We start from the raw sequence: 14785 nt of genomic DNA, 5'->3' as shown, positions 1-14785 counted from the left end.
GACTAGAATGGCTAATTTTAAAGTTATTGATCAAAAAGGCAAAGATGCTGGTGAAGTTACTTTAAATGATGAAGTATTTGGTATTAAGCCAAATGAGAGCGTTGTTTTCGACGCAATTATCAGACAAAGAGCTGGCAAGCGTCAAGGAACCTCAAAGGTTAAGAATAGATCCGCTGTTCGTGGTGGTGGTAAAAAGCCTTGGAAGCAAAAGGGTACAGGTCGTGCTCGTCAAGGTTCTATCCGTTCACCACAATGGCGTGGCGGTGGTGTAGTTTTCGGACCAACTCCTCGCTCATACGCTTACTCAATGCCGAGAAAGCAACGGCGCTTGGCTATCAAGTCAGTTCTTTCCCAAAAATTGCTTGATGAAGATTTGATTGTTTTAGACCAGTTAACAATGTCTGCTCCTAAAACAAAAGAATTCAAGTCATTATTGGACAGCTTAAAGATTGAAGGTAAGGTTCTGGTTGTTTCTGAAGACAAGAACGTACAGCTTTCAGCTAAAAACTTGCCAAACGTTAAAGTGATTACTGCTAATGGCTTGAACGTTGAAGATGTTGTCAATTATGACAAGTTAGTTTTGACTAAAGAAGCTATTGAAAAGATTGAAAAGAATGTTGAGGGGGCTTCGACGAAATGAGTGCACATGATATCATTTTAAGACCTGTCATTACTGAAAAGTCAACGAACTTAATGGATGATAAGAAGTACACTTTCAACGTGCTTTTAACTGCAACCAAGACTCAAGTTCGTGACGCCGTTGAAGAAATTTTTGATGTTAAGGTTAAGAAAGTTAATATCATGAATGTTCGTGGTAAGGACAAGCGTGTTGGCCGTTATACTGGTAAAACAGCTCGTACTCGTAAGGCAATTGTCACTTTAACTGAAGATTCAAACGACATCAAAATTTTCAAAGACGATAACGAAAATAAAGAAGAAAATAAGTAATAGGAGGTCAGTCAATTGGCTATTAAAATTTATAAGCCAACCACAAATGGTCGCCGTAATATGACTACTTCTGACTTTGCGGAAATTACTAAGAGCAAGCCAGAACGTACATTACTTGAGTCACAATCACATACAGCAGGTCGTAACTCTTATGGTCATATTACCAGTAGACACCGTGGTGGTGGACATAAGCAAAAATACCGTATCATCGATTTCAAGCGTAACAAAGACAACGCAAAGGCTGTTGTTAAGGCTATCGAGTACGATCCAAATAGAACTGCTAATATTGCACTTCTTCATTATACTGATGGTATCAAAACTTATATTTTGGCACCAAAGGGCTTGAATGTTGGTGATGTAGTTGAATCTGGTGCAAATGCTGATATTAAGCCAGGTAATGCCTTACCATTAAAGAATATTCCAACCGGTACTTCAATTCACAACATTGAATTAAGACCAGGAAAAGGTGGTCAGCTCGTAAGGAGTGCTGGAGCCAGTGCTCAAGTTTTAGGTAGCGACGGTAAGTACACTTTAGTTAAATTACAAAGTGGTGAAGTTCGTAAGATTTTATCAGTTTGTCGTGCAACTATCGGTGTTGTGGGTAATGAACAACATTCATTAATCCAATTAGGTAAAGCCGGCCGCAGCCGCTGGTTAGGCAGACGCCCACAATCTCGTGGTTCCGTAATGAACCCTAACGATCACCCACATGGTGGTGGTGAAGGTAAGGCTCCAGTAGGTCGTCCACAACCAATGACTCCATGGGGTAAGAAAGCTCGCGGTATTAAGACTAGAAATAGTAAGAGAGCCAGCGAGAAGTTAATTGTACGTCACCGTAAAGGCAGCAAATAGTAAAAGGAGGGTAAATTAATGAGCCGTAGTATTAAAAAAGGGCCTTTTGCTGATGCATCTTTGTTAAAGAAGGTTGATGCACAGGCTGATACAGATAAAAAGCAGGTTATTAAGACTTGGTCACGTCGTTCAACTATTTTTCCTTCCTTTGTTGGTTTGACTATAGCTGTTTACGATGGTAGAAAGCATGTTCCAGTTTATATTACCGAGGACATGGTTGGTCATAAGTTAGGTGAATTTGTTCCAACGAGAACTTTCCGTGGACACAAGACATCTGACGATAAGGCTACTTCAAAATAAAGAAAGGAGAAACACTTAAATGGCAGAACAAATTAGTTCAGCTAGGGCAGAAGCAAGAACAGTTCGCATTGCTCCCAGAAAAGCACGTTTGGTCGTTGATTTGATTCGTGGCAAAGACGTAGCTGAAGCATTGGCAATCTTGCAATTTACGCCTAGAGCTGCTTCCCCAATCGTTGAAAAAGTTTTACGCTCAGCAATTGCAAATGCAGAACACAATTACGATCTTGAAAGTGCCAATCTTTACGTATCAGAAGCATATGTAAATGAAGGAGCTACTTTGAAGAGATTTAGACCACGTGCCAAAGGTATGGCTTCTCCTATTAATAAGAGAACTAGTCACGTAGTTGTAGTAGTGTCAGAAAAGAACGATTAAGGGAGGTATATTAATGGGTCAGAAAATTAACCCAAATGGTTTTCGTCTCGGCGTGATTCGTGACTGGGAATCAAAATGGTATGCTGACAGAGGATACAAAGAAACCTTAAATGAAGATCTGCGCATCAGAAAATTCATCGATAAGAAATTGAAGAATGCCTCTGTTTCTACTGTTGAAATTGAACGTGCAGCCAATAGAATCAACGTATCAATCAATACTTCTAAACCAGGTATGGTAATTGGTAAAGGTGGTTCTGAAGTTGAAGCATTAAGAAAAGAATTAAATGCTTTGACTAAGAAGCAAGTACACGTTAATATTGTTGAAATCAAAAAGCCAGATCTTGATGCTAAATTAGTAGCCGAAAGTATTGCAAGTCAACTTGAAGCCCGTATTGCTTTTAGACGTGCTACTCGTCAAGCTACTCAAAGAACTATGCGTGCCGGTGCTAAAGGAATCAGAGTGCAAACTTCTGGTCGTTTAAACGGTGCTGACATGGCAAGAAGAGAGTGGCACACAGAAGGTCGTGTACCGCTACAAACTTTAAGAGCTGACATTGATTATGCTTGGGTAAATGCCTTCACCACTTACGGTGAAATTGGTGTTCAAGTATGGATTAACCGGGGTGAAATCTTACCTTCTAAAAGTAAGAAGCCCGAAAAAGCTGCGAAGGGAGGAAACAAATAATGCCTCTAGTACCAAAAAGGGTAAAGCACCGTCGTGAATTTCGTGGTAAAATGCGTGGCGCTGCTAAGGGTGGTAGAACCATTGCTTTTGGTGAATATGGTTTACAAGCCTTAGAGTCCCACTGGATTACTACTCAACAAATTGAAGCTGCTCGTGTTGCGATGACTCGTTACATGAAGCGTGGTGGTAAAGTTTGGATTAGAATTTTCCCTCAAAAGTCATACACTGCTAAAGGTGTTGGTGTACGTATGGGTTCTGGTAAAGGTGCACCTGCAGGCTGGGTAGCTGTAGTCAAGAGAGAAAAGATTATGTTTGAAATCGGTGGCGTTAATGAAGCTACAGCACGTGAAGCTTTAAGATTAGCTGCAACTAAGTTACCGATTAAATGTAAGTTTGTGACTAAAAGTTCGGAAGTAGGTGGCAATTCTAATGAAGGCTAAAGATATCAGAGCATTAACCACTGATCAAATGTTAGACAAGGAAAAGCAATACAAAGAAGAGCTTTTCAACTTGCGCTTTCAACAAGCAACGGGTCAATTAGAAAATACCGCTCGCCTAGGTAAAGTCCGCAAAAATATTGCTAGAATTAAAACAATTCTCAGCGAAAAAGCATTGGAAAAAGATTAGTGGAAGGGAGTTATTAACTTGAGCGAATCAATCGAAAGAAATCATCGTCATGTATATCAAGGCCAAGTAATTTCTGATAAGAACGACAAAACTATCACTGTAGTTGTTGATACTTATAAGAATCACCCTGTTTACAAGAAGCGTATTAGATATTCAAAGAAATACTACGCACAAGATGAAAAAAATGAAGCTAAAGTTGGCGATACTGTTCGTATCATGGAAACTCGTCCATTATCTCGTACAAAACGCTTTCGTTTAGTTGAAATTGTCAAAAAATCTGTTTAATACTGCGGATTTAGTGAGGGGAGGATTATATAGTGATTCAAAATGAATCCCGTTTGAAGGTTGCTGATAACTCAGGTGCCAGAGAACTTTTAGTTATTAGAGTCTTAGGTGGATCAAGACGTAAGACTGGTAACATTGGTGATATTGTGGTTGCAACTGTCAAACAAGCAACACCAGGTGGCGTTGTCAAAAAAGGTGACGTTGTCAAAGCAGTTATTGTTAGAACAAAATCAGGCGCACGTCGTGAAGATGGTTCATACATCAAGTTTGATGAAAATGCTGGTGTAGTTATTAATGCAGATAAGAGCCCACGTGGTACTCGTATCTTTGGGCCTGTTGCACGTGAGCTACGTGAGCACGACTTTATGAAAATCGTCTCTCTTGCTCCTGAAGTCTTATAATTAAGTGAGGTGCACTGATGTTTGTTAAAACTGGTGACAAAGTAAAAGTTATTGCCGGAAAAGACAAAGGTAAAGAAGGTACTGTTCTTTCTGTTAATGTCAAGAAAAACCGTGTGGTTGTAAAGGGCGTTAATAAGATTAAGAAACACCAAAAGCCTTCACAGACTAATGCAAATGGTGGTGTAGTTGAGTCAGAGGGTTCAATTCACGCATCAAATGTTAAAGTAATTGCTAAGTCTGAAAGCAAAGCAAAAGATAAAAAAGAAGAAACTAAGAAGTAGGAGGGAGGACACATATGGCAAATTATTTAGCTCAAGAATATAAAGAAAAAATTGTTCCTGCGTTGCAAGAAAAATTTGGCTACAGCTCAGTTATGCAAGTACCAAAAATCGAAAAAATAGTATTGAACATGGGTGTCGGTGATGCCGTTTCTAATGCTAAGAACTTGGATGAAGCTGTTGAAGAATTGACTTTAATTTCAGGTCAAAAGCCTTTGGTAACTAAAGCCAAAAAGTCAATTGCCAATTTCCGCTTACGTGAAGGCATGTCTATCGGTGCTAAGGTAACACTTAGAGGAGATAGAATGTACGATTTCTTATATAAGTTAATCAGTGTTTCACTTCCTCGTGTTCGCGACTTCCGCGGTGTTTCAAGCCGTTCATTTGATGGTCGTGGTAACTACACTTTAGGTATTAAGGAACAATTGATTTTCCCAGAAATTGACTTTGATAAGGTTAATAGGACTAGGGGTTTAGATGTTGTTATCGTTACTACTGCCAACACAGATGAAGAAGCACGTGAGCTTCTAGGTCAGTTTGGTATGCCGTTTGCAAAATAATGGAGGACATTAATGGCTAAGACATCACAAAAAATTAGAAATCATCGTCCTGCTAAATTTTCTTCACGTGAATACAGTCGTTGCGAGAGATGTGGTCGTCCACGCTCTGTATACCGCAAGTTTGGCTTATGTCGTATTTGCTTGAAGGATTTAGCTCACAAGGGTCAAATCCCAGGCCTTAAAAAGGCTAGTTGGTAATACGGATAGGAGGATAGCATAAATGGTCATGACAGATCCGATTGCAGATTATTTGACTAGGATTAGAAACGCCAACATGGCAAAACATAATTCTGTTGAAATTCCTGCATCAAATATTAAAAAATCTATTTCAGAAATTTTGAAACGTGAAGGCTTCATCCGTGATTACGAAGTTACTGATGATAACAAGCAAGGCATGATTAAAATCTTTTTGAAATACGGTCCTGACGGAGAACGTGTCATTTCAGGCTTAAAGAGAATTTCTAAGCCAGGTCTTAGAAATTACGTTAGTGCTGAAAACTTACCTAAGGTATTAAATGGTTTAGGTATTGCCATCGTTTCTACTTCTGCCGGTGTGATTACCGATAAAGAAGCAAGACAAAAAGACGTTGGTGGCGAAGTTATTGCCTATGTATGGTAATTCTGACAGAAAGGAGAACAATCAATGAGCCGTATCGGTTTAAAAACAATTGAAGTCCCAGATAGTGTCACTGTTACCAAGACGGGTGACAACATCACTGTTAAAGGACCTAAAGGTGAATTAACTAGATACTTCGATCCAAAAATTACTTTTAAACAAGAAGATGGCAAGATTAACTTTTCACGTTCAAGTGAAAGTGATAAAGCACTTCACGGAACTGAAAGAGCTAACCTAGCTTCAATGGTCGAAGGCGTAGTTAATGGTTATAAAAAGACTTTAAAGTTAATTGGTGTTGGTTACCGAGCAACAGCACAAGGTAACAAATTGACTTTGAATGTTGGCTATTCTCACCCAGTTGTAATGACTGCACCAGAAGGTGTTTCAGTTAAGGCTACTTCAGCTACAGATATTGAAGTAGAAGGAATTTCAAAGCAAAATGTTGGTCAATTTGCTGCTGAAATTCGCGATGTACGTCCACCTGAGCCATATAAGGGTAAAGGTATTCGTTATACTGATGAATACGTACGTCGTAAGGAAGGTAAGACAGGTAAATAGTAAAAAATTTTTGAGGTGAAATTGTGATTTCAAAACCAGATAAGAACAAATTGCGCTTAAAGCGTCATAAACGTATTCGTAGCAAAATTTCTGGTACTGCTGAGCGCCCACGCTTAAGCGTTTTCCGTTCAAACAAAAACATCTACGCTCAATTAATTGATGACGTAGCGGGTGTAACGCTAGCAAGTGCCTCAACTTTAGATGATAATGTATCAAAAGATCAAACTAAAGTAGAACAAGCTCAAGCTGTTGGCAAGGCAATTGCTGAAGCAGCAAAAGCTAAGAGCATTACAAATGTTGTTTTTGATAGAAGTGGTTACCTATACCACGGCCGTATTTCAGCATTGGCAGATGCCGCTCGTGAAAACGGATTAGATTTCTAGGAAAGGAGAAAAATACATGGCAAACCGCAACGATTCTCGTAATAATCGCAGAAATAAGGACGATATTGAAGATCAGTTAGTCGCAATTAATCGTGTTACTAAGGTTGTCAAGGGTGGACAAAGAATGAGATTTGCTGCCTTGGTAATTGTTGGTGACAAAAAAGGTCGTGTAGGCTTTGGTACTGGTAAAGCTCAAGAAGTTCCAGAAGCAATCCGTAAGGCTGTTGAAGCTGGTAAAAAGAACATGATCAAGGTTCCTAAGGTTGGTACTACCATTCCTCATGAGGTAATTGGTCACTATGGTTCAGGTAACATTTTAATTAAGCCTGCCCCAGCCGGTTCAGGTGTTGCTGCAGGTGGTGCCGTTCGTATCGTTATGGATATGGCTGGTATTGCTGATGTTACTTCTAAGTCACTAGGCTCAAACACTCCTATCAATGTTGTTCGTGCAACAATTGATGGATTAAAGAAGCTTAGAACAAGTGAAGATATTGAAAAGCTTCGTCACGCTGAATTGGATTAGGGAGACTGGAAAAATGACTGAATTAAAAGTTACTTTAATTAGAAGTGCTGCACACCGTCTACCTAACCAAAGAAAAGTTGTGAAAGCTCTAGGCTTAGGTAGAATTAATAGTACAACAACTCTACCAGACAATGCTGCTACTCGTGGTGCATTAATGAAAATTGCCCACTTGATTTCAGTTGAAGAGATAAATAAATAGTTAATTGAGGAGGTGCCAAATTAATGAAGCTTCATGAATTACATGCTGCTGAAGGTTCACGCAATGCTAGAAAACGTGTTGGTCGTGGTACTTCAAGTGGTTTTGGAAAAACTTCTGGCCGTGGACAAAAGGGACAATTGTCACGTCAAGGCGGTCATACCCGTTTAGGTTTTGAAGGTGGTCAGATGCCATTATTCAGAACTATGCCTAAACGTGGTTTTAAGAACATTAACCGCAAAGAGTATGCAATCATTAACTTAGACGACTTAAACAAGTTTGAGAATAACAGCGATGTTACTGTTGCTAGTCTCAAAGAAAAAGGTTTGGTAAAGAAAGAATTATCAGGCGTTAAATTGCTTGCAAAAGGTGAGTTAAAAGTTAAGTTAAACGTAAAGATTAACAAAGTTTCCGCCGCTGCGAAGAAAGCAGTTGAAGATGCAGGCGGATCTGTTGAGGTGATCTAATGTTTTCGACCTTGAAGAACGCCTTTAAGGATAAAGAAATTAGAAATAAAATTTATTTCACTCTCTTTATTCTTTTGATATACCGAATTGGAGCTAATATTACTGTTCCAGGTGTCAACGCAAAAGCGATTACTCAAGTTGCACAAACCGGTCTAGTGCCAATGCTGGATACTGTGTCTGGTGGTGGACTCGATAATTATTCAATTTTCTCTTTGGGTGTTTCACCTTACATTACTGCACAAATTGTTATTCAACTTTTGCAGATGGACATTGTTCCAACATTAGTAGAGTGGGGCAAACAAGGTGAAGTAGGACGTCGTAAGACTAATAACGTAACTCGTTGGCTTGCCTTGTTTGTGGCATTCATTCAGAGTATCGGAATTACGCTTGGCTTCAATGCTTTAACGCAAATGGGCTTAGTTAAGTCTCAAACTTGGCAGTCTTATTGTGAAATTGCAATAATTATGACTGCTGGAACAATGCTTCTAACTTGGCTTGGTGATGAAATTACTGATAAGGGCCTAGGTAATGGTGTATCAGTAATTATCTTTGCTGGTATTATTGCACGTCTTCCTCGCGGCCTCTGGCAGCTATATAAGGACAGCGTAATTAATAATAATGCTAGTGATCGTTGGCAAGGGATTTTGTTCTTCATCGCGATTATCATTGCAATACTCATCGTAACCCAGTTAGTTACCTGGGTAGAACAGGCAGATCGCCGAATTCCAATACAATATACAAGAAGAGCAACAATAAGTGGCTCCGAAAGCTTTTTGCCGTTAAAAGTTAATGTTTCTGGTGTTATTCCAGTTATTTTTGCTAGTTCATTTATCATTACACCAGCGACTATTTTAATGGCCTTTCAAAGATCTCAAGGTGACCAGCAATGGTACAAGGTAATGACTAATATCTTTAGTATGCAAACTACACCTGGAGTCATAATTTATACTGTTTTAATCATTTTGTTTACGTTCTTTTATGCTTTTGTTCAAGTTAATCCTGAGAAGCTGTCAAAGAATTTACAAAAACAAGGTGCTTATATTCCAAGTGTTTGGCCGGGTAAAGATACACAAGACTATGTATCTAAAGTGTTGATTAGATTATCAACTGTTGGATCCGTATTTTTAGGTCTTGTTGCGTTATTGCCACAGTTAGCTACTAATTTTTGGGATTTGCCAAGTTCGATTGGTTTAGGCGGTACTAGCCTTCTGATTGTAATTGGGGTTGTCTTAGAATTATCTCGTCAAATTAACGGATTGTTAATGAAGAGAGAATACGTTGGATTCATCAGATAGGAACAGATAAATGATTAATATATTTCTTTTAGGCTTGCCAGGTGCTGGCAAGGGAACGGTATCAGAACAGATCGTAGATAAATATCATCTAACTCATATTTCAACTGGGGATATGTTTAGAGATGCAATGGCTAATGAGACTAAAGTTGGTCTTGAAGCTAAAAGCTACATTGATAAGGGTGATCTGGTACCGGATGAAGTTACAGCTAAGTTGGTTGAGGAACGTTTGGGCCAACCTGATATTAAAGAAGGTTACATTTTAGACGGTTTTCCGCGGACACTAGTTCAAGCGGAACTGCTAGAAGGTATTACCGAACGTTTGAATAAGCCCTTAACAAATGTCATCTCACTTGAAGTTAAAGAAGAAACTTTAGTAAAACGCTTGTCAGCGCGCTTTATGTGCAGAAAATGTGGTGCCACTTACAATAAGATTACCAAGATGCCTAAAGTTAAGGATACCTGTGATCGTTGTGGTGGTCACGACTTCTATCAACGTGAAGATGACAAGCCTGAAGTAGTTAAAAATCGTTTAGAAGTTAACGAAAAAATGAATGCACCGCTGAAAGACTATTATCAAAATAAGAGTTTACTGACTGTAGTTGATGGTGAACGAACTCCTGAAGAAGTCTTCAAGAGTGTTGATGCGGTTTTAAGTAAAAAGCAATAATTTGTATAATTACTTTTCCGTGTTATAATTTCAAAGTATGACTGTTTAAATGCGGAGGAACGGCTTTGGCAAAAGATGATGTCATTGAAGTAAAAGGTAAGGTAGTTGATACCCTGCCTAATGCTATGTTTAAAGTTGAATTGGAAAATGGAGCTGTGATTTTAGCACATGTTTCCGGTAAGATTAGGATGCACTATATTCGAATTTTGCCCGGAGACCGTGTTACTGTGGAACTTTCTCCTTATGATTTAACTAAAGGTAGAATAACTTATCGGTTTATAAAGTAATAACGGAGGGAAACATGAAGGTTAGACCATCTGTTAAACCAATGTGTGAACATTGTAAAATTATTAAAAGACATGGTCGTGTAATGGTTATTTGTTCTGCAAATCCAAAGCACAAGCAACGTCAAGGTTAAAATAAATAGGAGGTGCAATTTATGGCACGTATTGCTGGTGTTGACTTACCAAGAGATAAAAGAATAGTTGTTGCATTAACCTATATTTATGGTATTGGTGAACCAACAGCACAAAAGATTTGTGCGGATGCAGGTGTTTCTGAAGACATACGTTCAAAAGATTTGACTCCAGATGACCAAGAAAAGCTCCGTGCGGAAGTAGACAAGTACCGTGTTGAAGGTGACTTACGTAGAGAAGTCAGCATGAACATTAAACGGTTAATTGATATTGGTTCTTACCGTGGTATTCGTCACCGTCGCGGACTTCCAGTTCGTGGTCAAAATACCAAGAATAATGCCCGTACTCGTAAGGGTAGTAAGAAAAATAAATAAAATTTAAGGAGGTTTATTGATGCCTAAAACAGCACGTAAACGCCGTGTGAAGAAGCATGTTGAAAAAGGCGTTGCTCATATTCATTCTACGTTTAACAATACTTTAGTCATGATTACTGACGTTCAAGGCAATGCAATTGCTTGGTCTTCAGCCGGTGCATTAGGCTTTAAAGGTAGTCGTAAGTCTACACCATTTGCAGCGCAAATGGCAGCTGAAGCAGCAGCTAAGAGTGCAATGGATCAAGGTATGAAACATATTGAAGTTTCTGTCAAGGGTCCTGGTGCTGGCCGTGAATCTGCTATTAGATCGCTTCAAGCGACTGGGCTTGAAATCACAGCTATTCGTGATGTTACCCCAGTTCCTCACAATGGTTCTAGACCACCAAAACGTCGTCGTGTTTAATTTTGTTCTTAATGAAGGACATTGCGTTTTGAAAGGGGCCTAGTAATGATTGAATTTGAAAAACCAAATATTACCGTTGTGGACCAAGAGAAGTCATATGGTAAATTTGTTATTGAACCACTTGAACGAGGCTTTGGTACTACTTTAGGTAACTCATTACGTAGAGTTTTACTGACATCTATCCCAGGTACAGGACTTGTTTACGTTCAAATAGATGATGTCTTACACGAATTCTCAACCGTTCCAGGCGTAAGAGAAGATGTCGCTAAGATAATCCTGAACCTTAAGAAACTTGAATTAAAGTCTTTTTCAGATGAACAAAAAATTATTGAAATAGACGTTGAGGGTCCGGCTACTGTAACCGCTGATGATCTTAAAGCTGACGCAGATATTCAAATCCTGAATCCTGACCAATATATTTGTACTATTGCTGAAGGTGGACACTTGCACATGCAAATTGCTGTTAAAAATGGTCGCGGCTATGTTGCAGCAAGTGACAATAAGAGTGAAGATATGCCAATTGGTGTCATTCCTGTTGATTCTTTATTTTCACCAATAGATAAAGTAAATTACCAAGTTGAATCTACTCGTGTTGGTAAAAGAGACGATTTTGATAAGCTCACTTTAGAGATTTGGACAGATGGTTCAATCAAGCCTAACGATGCCCTTAGTTTCGCAGCTAAAATTTTAGTTGCACACTTTAAAGTGTTTGAAACTGCTGATGCAAATACTAAGTTCAATGATGTGATGGTTGAAAAAGAGGATGACACAGCTGAAAAGAAGCTCGAAATGACAATTGAAGAGCTTGATCTTTCTGTTCGTTCTTATAACTGTCTTAAACGTGCTGGCATTAATACTCTGCAGGAATTAACTGATAAGACAGAAGCAGATATGATGCGTGTACGCAATTTAGGACGTAAATCATTGGAAGAAGTTAAAAACAAATTAGCTGACTTGGGATTATCACTTCGTCAAGAAGATTAATTAAAACAATAAAGGAGGTAAACTGATGGCATACCGTAAATTGGGTCGCGATAGCGCACATAGAAAAGCAATGCTCAGAGAAATGACTACTCAATTAATCATGAAGGAACGCATTACTACAACTGAAGCTCGTGCTAAAGAAGTTCGTAAAACCGCCGAAAAGATGATTACTTTAGGCAAACGCGGTGATTTAGCTGCTAGAAGACAAGCTGCTGCTTTTGTACGTGATGAAGTTGCAGATATTCATGAAGAAAAAGATGCAGTTGTTGTAAAATCTGCATTACAAAAGCTTTTTAGCGACGTTGCACCTCGTTATAAAGACCGTAATGGTGGTTACACCAGAATTATGAAGCTTGCTACCGCCCGTAAAGGTGATGGAGCTCCAATGGTTATTTTAGAATTAGTTTAATTCAAATAATCAAACTTAATAGCTATTAAGAATTATCCGTGAGAGTGAGAATAAGCGTTAAGATGATGACGAAAGTTTAGTCTAGCTTAGATAATGTCGATTATCCCTCCTCATGGGTGATTTTTTTTGCTTTGAGAACTTTTTATCTGTTTGGATAAAAACTGATTTTTGAAATACATAAATACTTAATTTTTAGATTTAGTATGAATTATTATGATAGGTAAAATTTTTAGATAATAGTAAAATTGGTACTATCTATGTTGAAATGGCTAATAACGAACAAATTAGTTAGTTATTGCGGCAGATAATGTTGCTGTTGCAGAATATAATTCATAAAACGTTTTTTAAATTTTTTGGAAATAGATTAGCAACTAAACGTAAAATAGCTTATCAGTTCTTGATAGACACTTTGATATGCCAAATTAAACGGCATAACGTTAACGATCGGTGTTCAGAATTTTTGGAATTTTTGGTACAATTGAGTCAGACTTTTTAGGATGGTGAGAAAATGGCAACTGATAGCATTATTAAAATTAAAAATGTGAGCTTTTCATATCCAGAGTCTGATAAGCCCGCTATCGACAACATTAGTTTCGAAGTAGAGCGGGGTTCATGGACTTCAATTATCGGTCATAATGGTAGTGGAAAATCTACAATAATTCGCCTAATTAATGGCTTATTGGTACCAGATGAAAAAGAAAATTCATTAATTGAAGTAGACGGCATTAAACTGAATGATGATACAGTTTGGGATATACGTGATAAAGTTGGAGTTGTGTTTCAAAACCCAGATAATCAATTTGTAGGAGCTACAGTCGCTGATGATGTAGCATTTGGACTTGAAAATCGTGGTGTACCCCATGAGCAAATGGTTAAAACTGTTGCTGAAGCTATCAAAGCAGTGGGCATGAGCGAATATGCCAATTCTGAACCAGCCAATCTATCTGGCGGGCAGAAGCAAAGAGTCGCAATTGCCGGAATTCTTGCTATTAGGCCCAAAATAATTGTATTAGATGAAGCAACTTCAATGCTTGATCCTGAAGGTAGAGATAAAATATTAAAAATTGTGCGACAAATGAAGGACGAGTATAATTTAACCGTTATTTCTATTACTCACGATATTGATGAAGCTAATATGGCTGACCAGGTTTTGGTAATGAATGACGGTAAATTGATAACAGAGGGAAGTACAAAAACCGTTTTTAGTCAAGTTGAACTTCTTAAAAAGTTAGGACTAGATGTGCCATTTTTTGAGCAAATAAAAGCTAAGTTGCTAAATGATTCTATGAAAATTCCTGCTAGTGTAGATTCAGAAAAAGAGTTGATTAATTTCCTATGCCAATTAAATTCGAAAATGTAAGTTATACCTATTCTCCTGATACACCTCTTGCTAAAAAAGGTTTAGATAAAGTCAATTTTGAACTAAAAGATGGCTCTTTTAATGCAATTATCGGTCATACTGGTAGTGGGAAATCAACTTTGATGCAACATTTTAATGCTCTCCTTAAACCAACAAATGGTCAAATTGAGATAGCGGGAATGACTATTACTGCTGATACTCCCAATAAAAATCTCAAAAATTTAAGGCGACACGTAAGCTTAGTTTTTCAGTTTCCCGAAATGCAATTGTTTGAAAACACAGTACTGGAAGATATTGCCTTCGGTCCCAAAAATTTTGGTTATGATAAAGAAAAGGCCCTGACCAGCGCTAAGTATTGGTTGAAAAAAGTTGGTTTACCCGAGGAAATAGGTGGCAGGTCACCGTTTGAACTCTCTGGCGGTCAAATGAGGCGTGTAGCAATTGCTGGTGTTATGGCCTATGAGCCAGATATTTTGTGTTTAGATGAACCGGCAGCTGGGCTTGATCCACTTGCTCGTAAACAAATGATGGCCCTTTTTTCTGAATATCAAAAGGAAGGTCATACTGTAATATTAGTTACACATAATATGGACGATGTAGCTGATTATGCTGACAATGTTCTAGTAATGGAACACGGCAAGTTGATTAAAGAAGACAGTCCAAAAGAAATTTTCAAAGATCGCAAGTGGTTGCAGGAGCATCATTTAGAAGAACCAAAGTCTTCTTTGTTTGCTGCTAAACTAACCAATTACAAATTTAAAAAGTTACCATTAACTATTGATGAATTAATTACCGGAATTGAAAATAACTTGAAGAGGTGAGTAT

Annotated in this window: 29 protein-coding genes; all 29 read left to right on the top strand. The window is 38.3% G+C overall.

What is annotated here, in order from left to right:
• Window positions 1–7: 7 nt before the first annotated feature.
• The 29 genes from rplD (at window position 8) to LACWKB8_RS06665 (ending at window position 14781) form a co-directional block, all read left to right on the top strand.
• Window positions 8–640, top strand: a complete 633-nt coding sequence (gene rplD / locus LACWKB8_RS06805; RefSeq protein ID WP_038523763.1) for a 50S ribosomal protein L4 — start codon at window positions 8–10, stop codon at window positions 638–640.
• Entirely contained in the window at window positions 637–948 is a 312-nt protein-coding gene (gene rplW / locus LACWKB8_RS06800) for a 50S ribosomal protein L23 (RefSeq protein WP_038523761.1), read from the top strand. Before rplD ends, rplW begins: the two co-directional genes overlap by 4 nt.
• Window positions 949–963: 15 nt before the next feature.
• Entirely contained in the window at window positions 964–1800 is an 837-nt protein-coding gene (rplB, locus tag LACWKB8_RS06795) for a 50S ribosomal protein L2 (protein ID WP_038523758.1), read from the top strand.
• A gap of 18 nt (window positions 1801–1818) precedes the next feature.
• A complete protein-coding gene (gene rpsS / locus LACWKB8_RS06790) occupies window positions 1819–2100 on the top strand; it encodes a 30S ribosomal protein S19 (protein ID WP_038523755.1) in 282 nt (93 codons plus the stop codon).
• 19 nt (window positions 2101–2119) lie between these two features.
• Window positions 2120–2473 (top strand): 50S ribosomal protein L22, encoded by a 354-nt coding sequence (gene rplV, locus LACWKB8_RS06785; RefSeq protein ID WP_038523752.1) that lies wholly within the window; start codon window positions 2120–2122, stop codon window positions 2471–2473.
• A 13-nt stretch (window positions 2474–2486) separates the two neighbouring features.
• Window positions 2487–3158 carry a 30S ribosomal protein S3 gene (gene rpsC / locus LACWKB8_RS06780; protein ID WP_038523750.1) on the top strand — a complete coding sequence of 224 codons (672 nt, stop codon included), beginning with the start codon at window positions 2487–2489 and terminating at the stop codon, window positions 3156–3158.
• A complete protein-coding gene (rplP, locus tag LACWKB8_RS06775; protein WP_038523747.1) occupies window positions 3158–3598 on the top strand; it encodes a 50S ribosomal protein L16 in 441 nt (146 codons plus the stop codon). Before rpsC ends, rplP begins: the two co-directional genes overlap by 1 nt.
• On the top strand, window positions 3588–3785 hold the full coding sequence (gene rpmC / locus LACWKB8_RS06770) for a 50S ribosomal protein L29 (protein ID WP_034980443.1): 198 nt from the start codon (window positions 3588–3590) through the stop codon (window positions 3783–3785). The genes rplP and rpmC overlap by 11 nt, the downstream gene beginning before the upstream one ends.
• Window positions 3786–3803: 18 nt before the next feature.
• Window positions 3804–4070, top strand: coding sequence for a 30S ribosomal protein S17 (gene rpsQ / locus LACWKB8_RS06765; protein WP_038523743.1), 267 nt, complete (start codon window positions 3804–3806; stop codon window positions 4068–4070).
• Between the two features lie 32 nt (window positions 4071–4102).
• The gene (gene rplN / locus LACWKB8_RS06760) at window positions 4103–4471 is read left to right on the top strand and encodes a 50S ribosomal protein L14 (RefSeq protein WP_034980437.1); all 369 of its coding nucleotides are present in this window, start codon (window positions 4103–4105) and stop codon (window positions 4469–4471) included.
• Between the two features lie 17 nt (window positions 4472–4488).
• Window positions 4489–4752, top strand: coding sequence for a 50S ribosomal protein L24 (rplX, locus tag LACWKB8_RS06755; RefSeq protein WP_038523740.1), 264 nt, complete (start codon window positions 4489–4491; stop codon window positions 4750–4752).
• Window positions 4753–4766: 14 nt separating this feature from the next.
• Entirely contained in the window at window positions 4767–5309 is a 543-nt protein-coding gene (gene rplE, locus LACWKB8_RS06750) for a 50S ribosomal protein L5 (protein ID WP_038523737.1), read from the top strand.
• 12 nt (window positions 5310–5321) lie between these two features.
• Window positions 5322–5507: a type Z 30S ribosomal protein S14 gene (locus LACWKB8_RS06745; protein WP_038523734.1), complete on the top strand. Its 186-nt coding sequence runs from the start codon at window positions 5322–5324 to the stop codon at window positions 5505–5507.
• A 22-nt stretch (window positions 5508–5529) separates the two neighbouring features.
• Window positions 5530–5928: a 30S ribosomal protein S8 gene (rpsH, locus tag LACWKB8_RS06740; RefSeq protein ID WP_038523731.1), complete on the top strand. Its 399-nt coding sequence runs from the start codon at window positions 5530–5532 to the stop codon at window positions 5926–5928.
• Between the two features lie 24 nt (window positions 5929–5952).
• On the top strand, window positions 5953–6483 hold the full coding sequence (gene rplF / locus LACWKB8_RS06735) for a 50S ribosomal protein L6 (RefSeq protein WP_038523728.1): 531 nt from the start codon (window positions 5953–5955) through the stop codon (window positions 6481–6483).
• A 23-nt stretch (window positions 6484–6506) separates the two neighbouring features.
• Window positions 6507–6866, top strand: coding sequence for a 50S ribosomal protein L18 (rplR, locus tag LACWKB8_RS06730; protein ID WP_038523724.1), 360 nt, complete (start codon window positions 6507–6509; stop codon window positions 6864–6866).
• Window positions 6867–6882: 16 nt separating this feature from the next.
• A complete protein-coding gene (rpsE, locus tag LACWKB8_RS06725) occupies window positions 6883–7389 on the top strand; it encodes a 30S ribosomal protein S5 (RefSeq protein ID WP_038523721.1) in 507 nt (168 codons plus the stop codon).
• Between the two features lie 13 nt (window positions 7390–7402).
• Window positions 7403–7588, top strand: coding sequence for a 50S ribosomal protein L30 (rpmD, locus tag LACWKB8_RS06720; RefSeq protein ID WP_038523718.1), 186 nt, complete (start codon window positions 7403–7405; stop codon window positions 7586–7588).
• A 23-nt stretch (window positions 7589–7611) separates the two neighbouring features.
• A complete protein-coding gene (rplO, locus tag LACWKB8_RS06715) occupies window positions 7612–8052 on the top strand; it encodes a 50S ribosomal protein L15 (RefSeq protein WP_038523715.1) in 441 nt (146 codons plus the stop codon).
• Complete coding sequence (gene secY, locus LACWKB8_RS06710; RefSeq protein ID WP_038523712.1) at window positions 8052–9347, top strand: preprotein translocase subunit SecY; 1296 nt, start codon at window positions 8052–8054, stop codon at window positions 9345–9347. The genes rplO and secY overlap by 1 nt, the downstream gene beginning before the upstream one ends.
• A gap of 10 nt (window positions 9348–9357) precedes the next feature.
• Window positions 9358–10014: an adenylate kinase gene (locus tag LACWKB8_RS06705; protein WP_038523710.1), complete on the top strand. Its 657-nt coding sequence runs from the start codon at window positions 9358–9360 to the stop codon at window positions 10012–10014.
• 65 nt (window positions 10015–10079) lie between these two features.
• On the top strand, window positions 10080–10301 hold the full coding sequence (gene infA / locus LACWKB8_RS06700; RefSeq protein ID WP_034980408.1) for a translation initiation factor IF-1: 222 nt from the start codon (window positions 10080–10082) through the stop codon (window positions 10299–10301).
• A gap of 14 nt (window positions 10302–10315) precedes the next feature.
• Entirely contained in the window at window positions 10316–10432 is a 117-nt protein-coding gene (gene rpmJ / locus LACWKB8_RS06695) for a 50S ribosomal protein L36 (protein ID WP_003647815.1), read from the top strand.
• A gap of 21 nt (window positions 10433–10453) precedes the next feature.
• The gene (gene rpsM / locus LACWKB8_RS06690) at window positions 10454–10804 is read left to right on the top strand and encodes a 30S ribosomal protein S13 (RefSeq protein ID WP_034980405.1); all 351 of its coding nucleotides are present in this window, start codon (window positions 10454–10456) and stop codon (window positions 10802–10804) included.
• A gap of 19 nt (window positions 10805–10823) precedes the next feature.
• Window positions 10824–11207 carry a 30S ribosomal protein S11 gene (gene rpsK, locus LACWKB8_RS06685; RefSeq protein ID WP_038523704.1) on the top strand — a complete coding sequence of 128 codons (384 nt, stop codon included), beginning with the start codon at window positions 10824–10826 and terminating at the stop codon, window positions 11205–11207.
• A 45-nt stretch (window positions 11208–11252) separates the two neighbouring features.
• Window positions 11253–12191, top strand: coding sequence for a DNA-directed RNA polymerase subunit alpha (locus LACWKB8_RS06680; RefSeq protein WP_038523702.1), 939 nt, complete (start codon window positions 11253–11255; stop codon window positions 12189–12191).
• A gap of 25 nt (window positions 12192–12216) precedes the next feature.
• Window positions 12217–12600, top strand: coding sequence for a 50S ribosomal protein L17 (gene rplQ, locus LACWKB8_RS06675; RefSeq protein ID WP_038523699.1), 384 nt, complete (start codon window positions 12217–12219; stop codon window positions 12598–12600).
• 508 nt (window positions 12601–13108) lie between these two features.
• Window positions 13109–13960: an energy-coupling factor ABC transporter ATP-binding protein gene (locus LACWKB8_RS06670; protein WP_038523696.1), complete on the top strand. Its 852-nt coding sequence runs from the start codon at window positions 13109–13111 to the stop codon at window positions 13958–13960.
• A complete protein-coding gene (locus LACWKB8_RS06665; protein WP_038523694.1) occupies window positions 13936–14781 on the top strand; it encodes an energy-coupling factor transporter ATPase in 846 nt (281 codons plus the stop codon). Before LACWKB8_RS06670 ends, LACWKB8_RS06665 begins: the two co-directional genes overlap by 25 nt.
• Window positions 14782–14785: the final 4 nt, after the last annotated feature.

The sequence above is a fragment of the Lactobacillus sp. wkB8 genome (assembly GCF_000761135.1).
In the GTDB taxonomy this organism is placed as follows: Bacteria; Bacillota; Bacilli; order Lactobacillales; family Lactobacillaceae; genus Lactobacillus; species Lactobacillus helsingborgensis.
The sequence above is the reverse complement of the archived record's forward strand: the minus strand, read 5'-3'. Positions and strand labels throughout refer to the sequence as shown.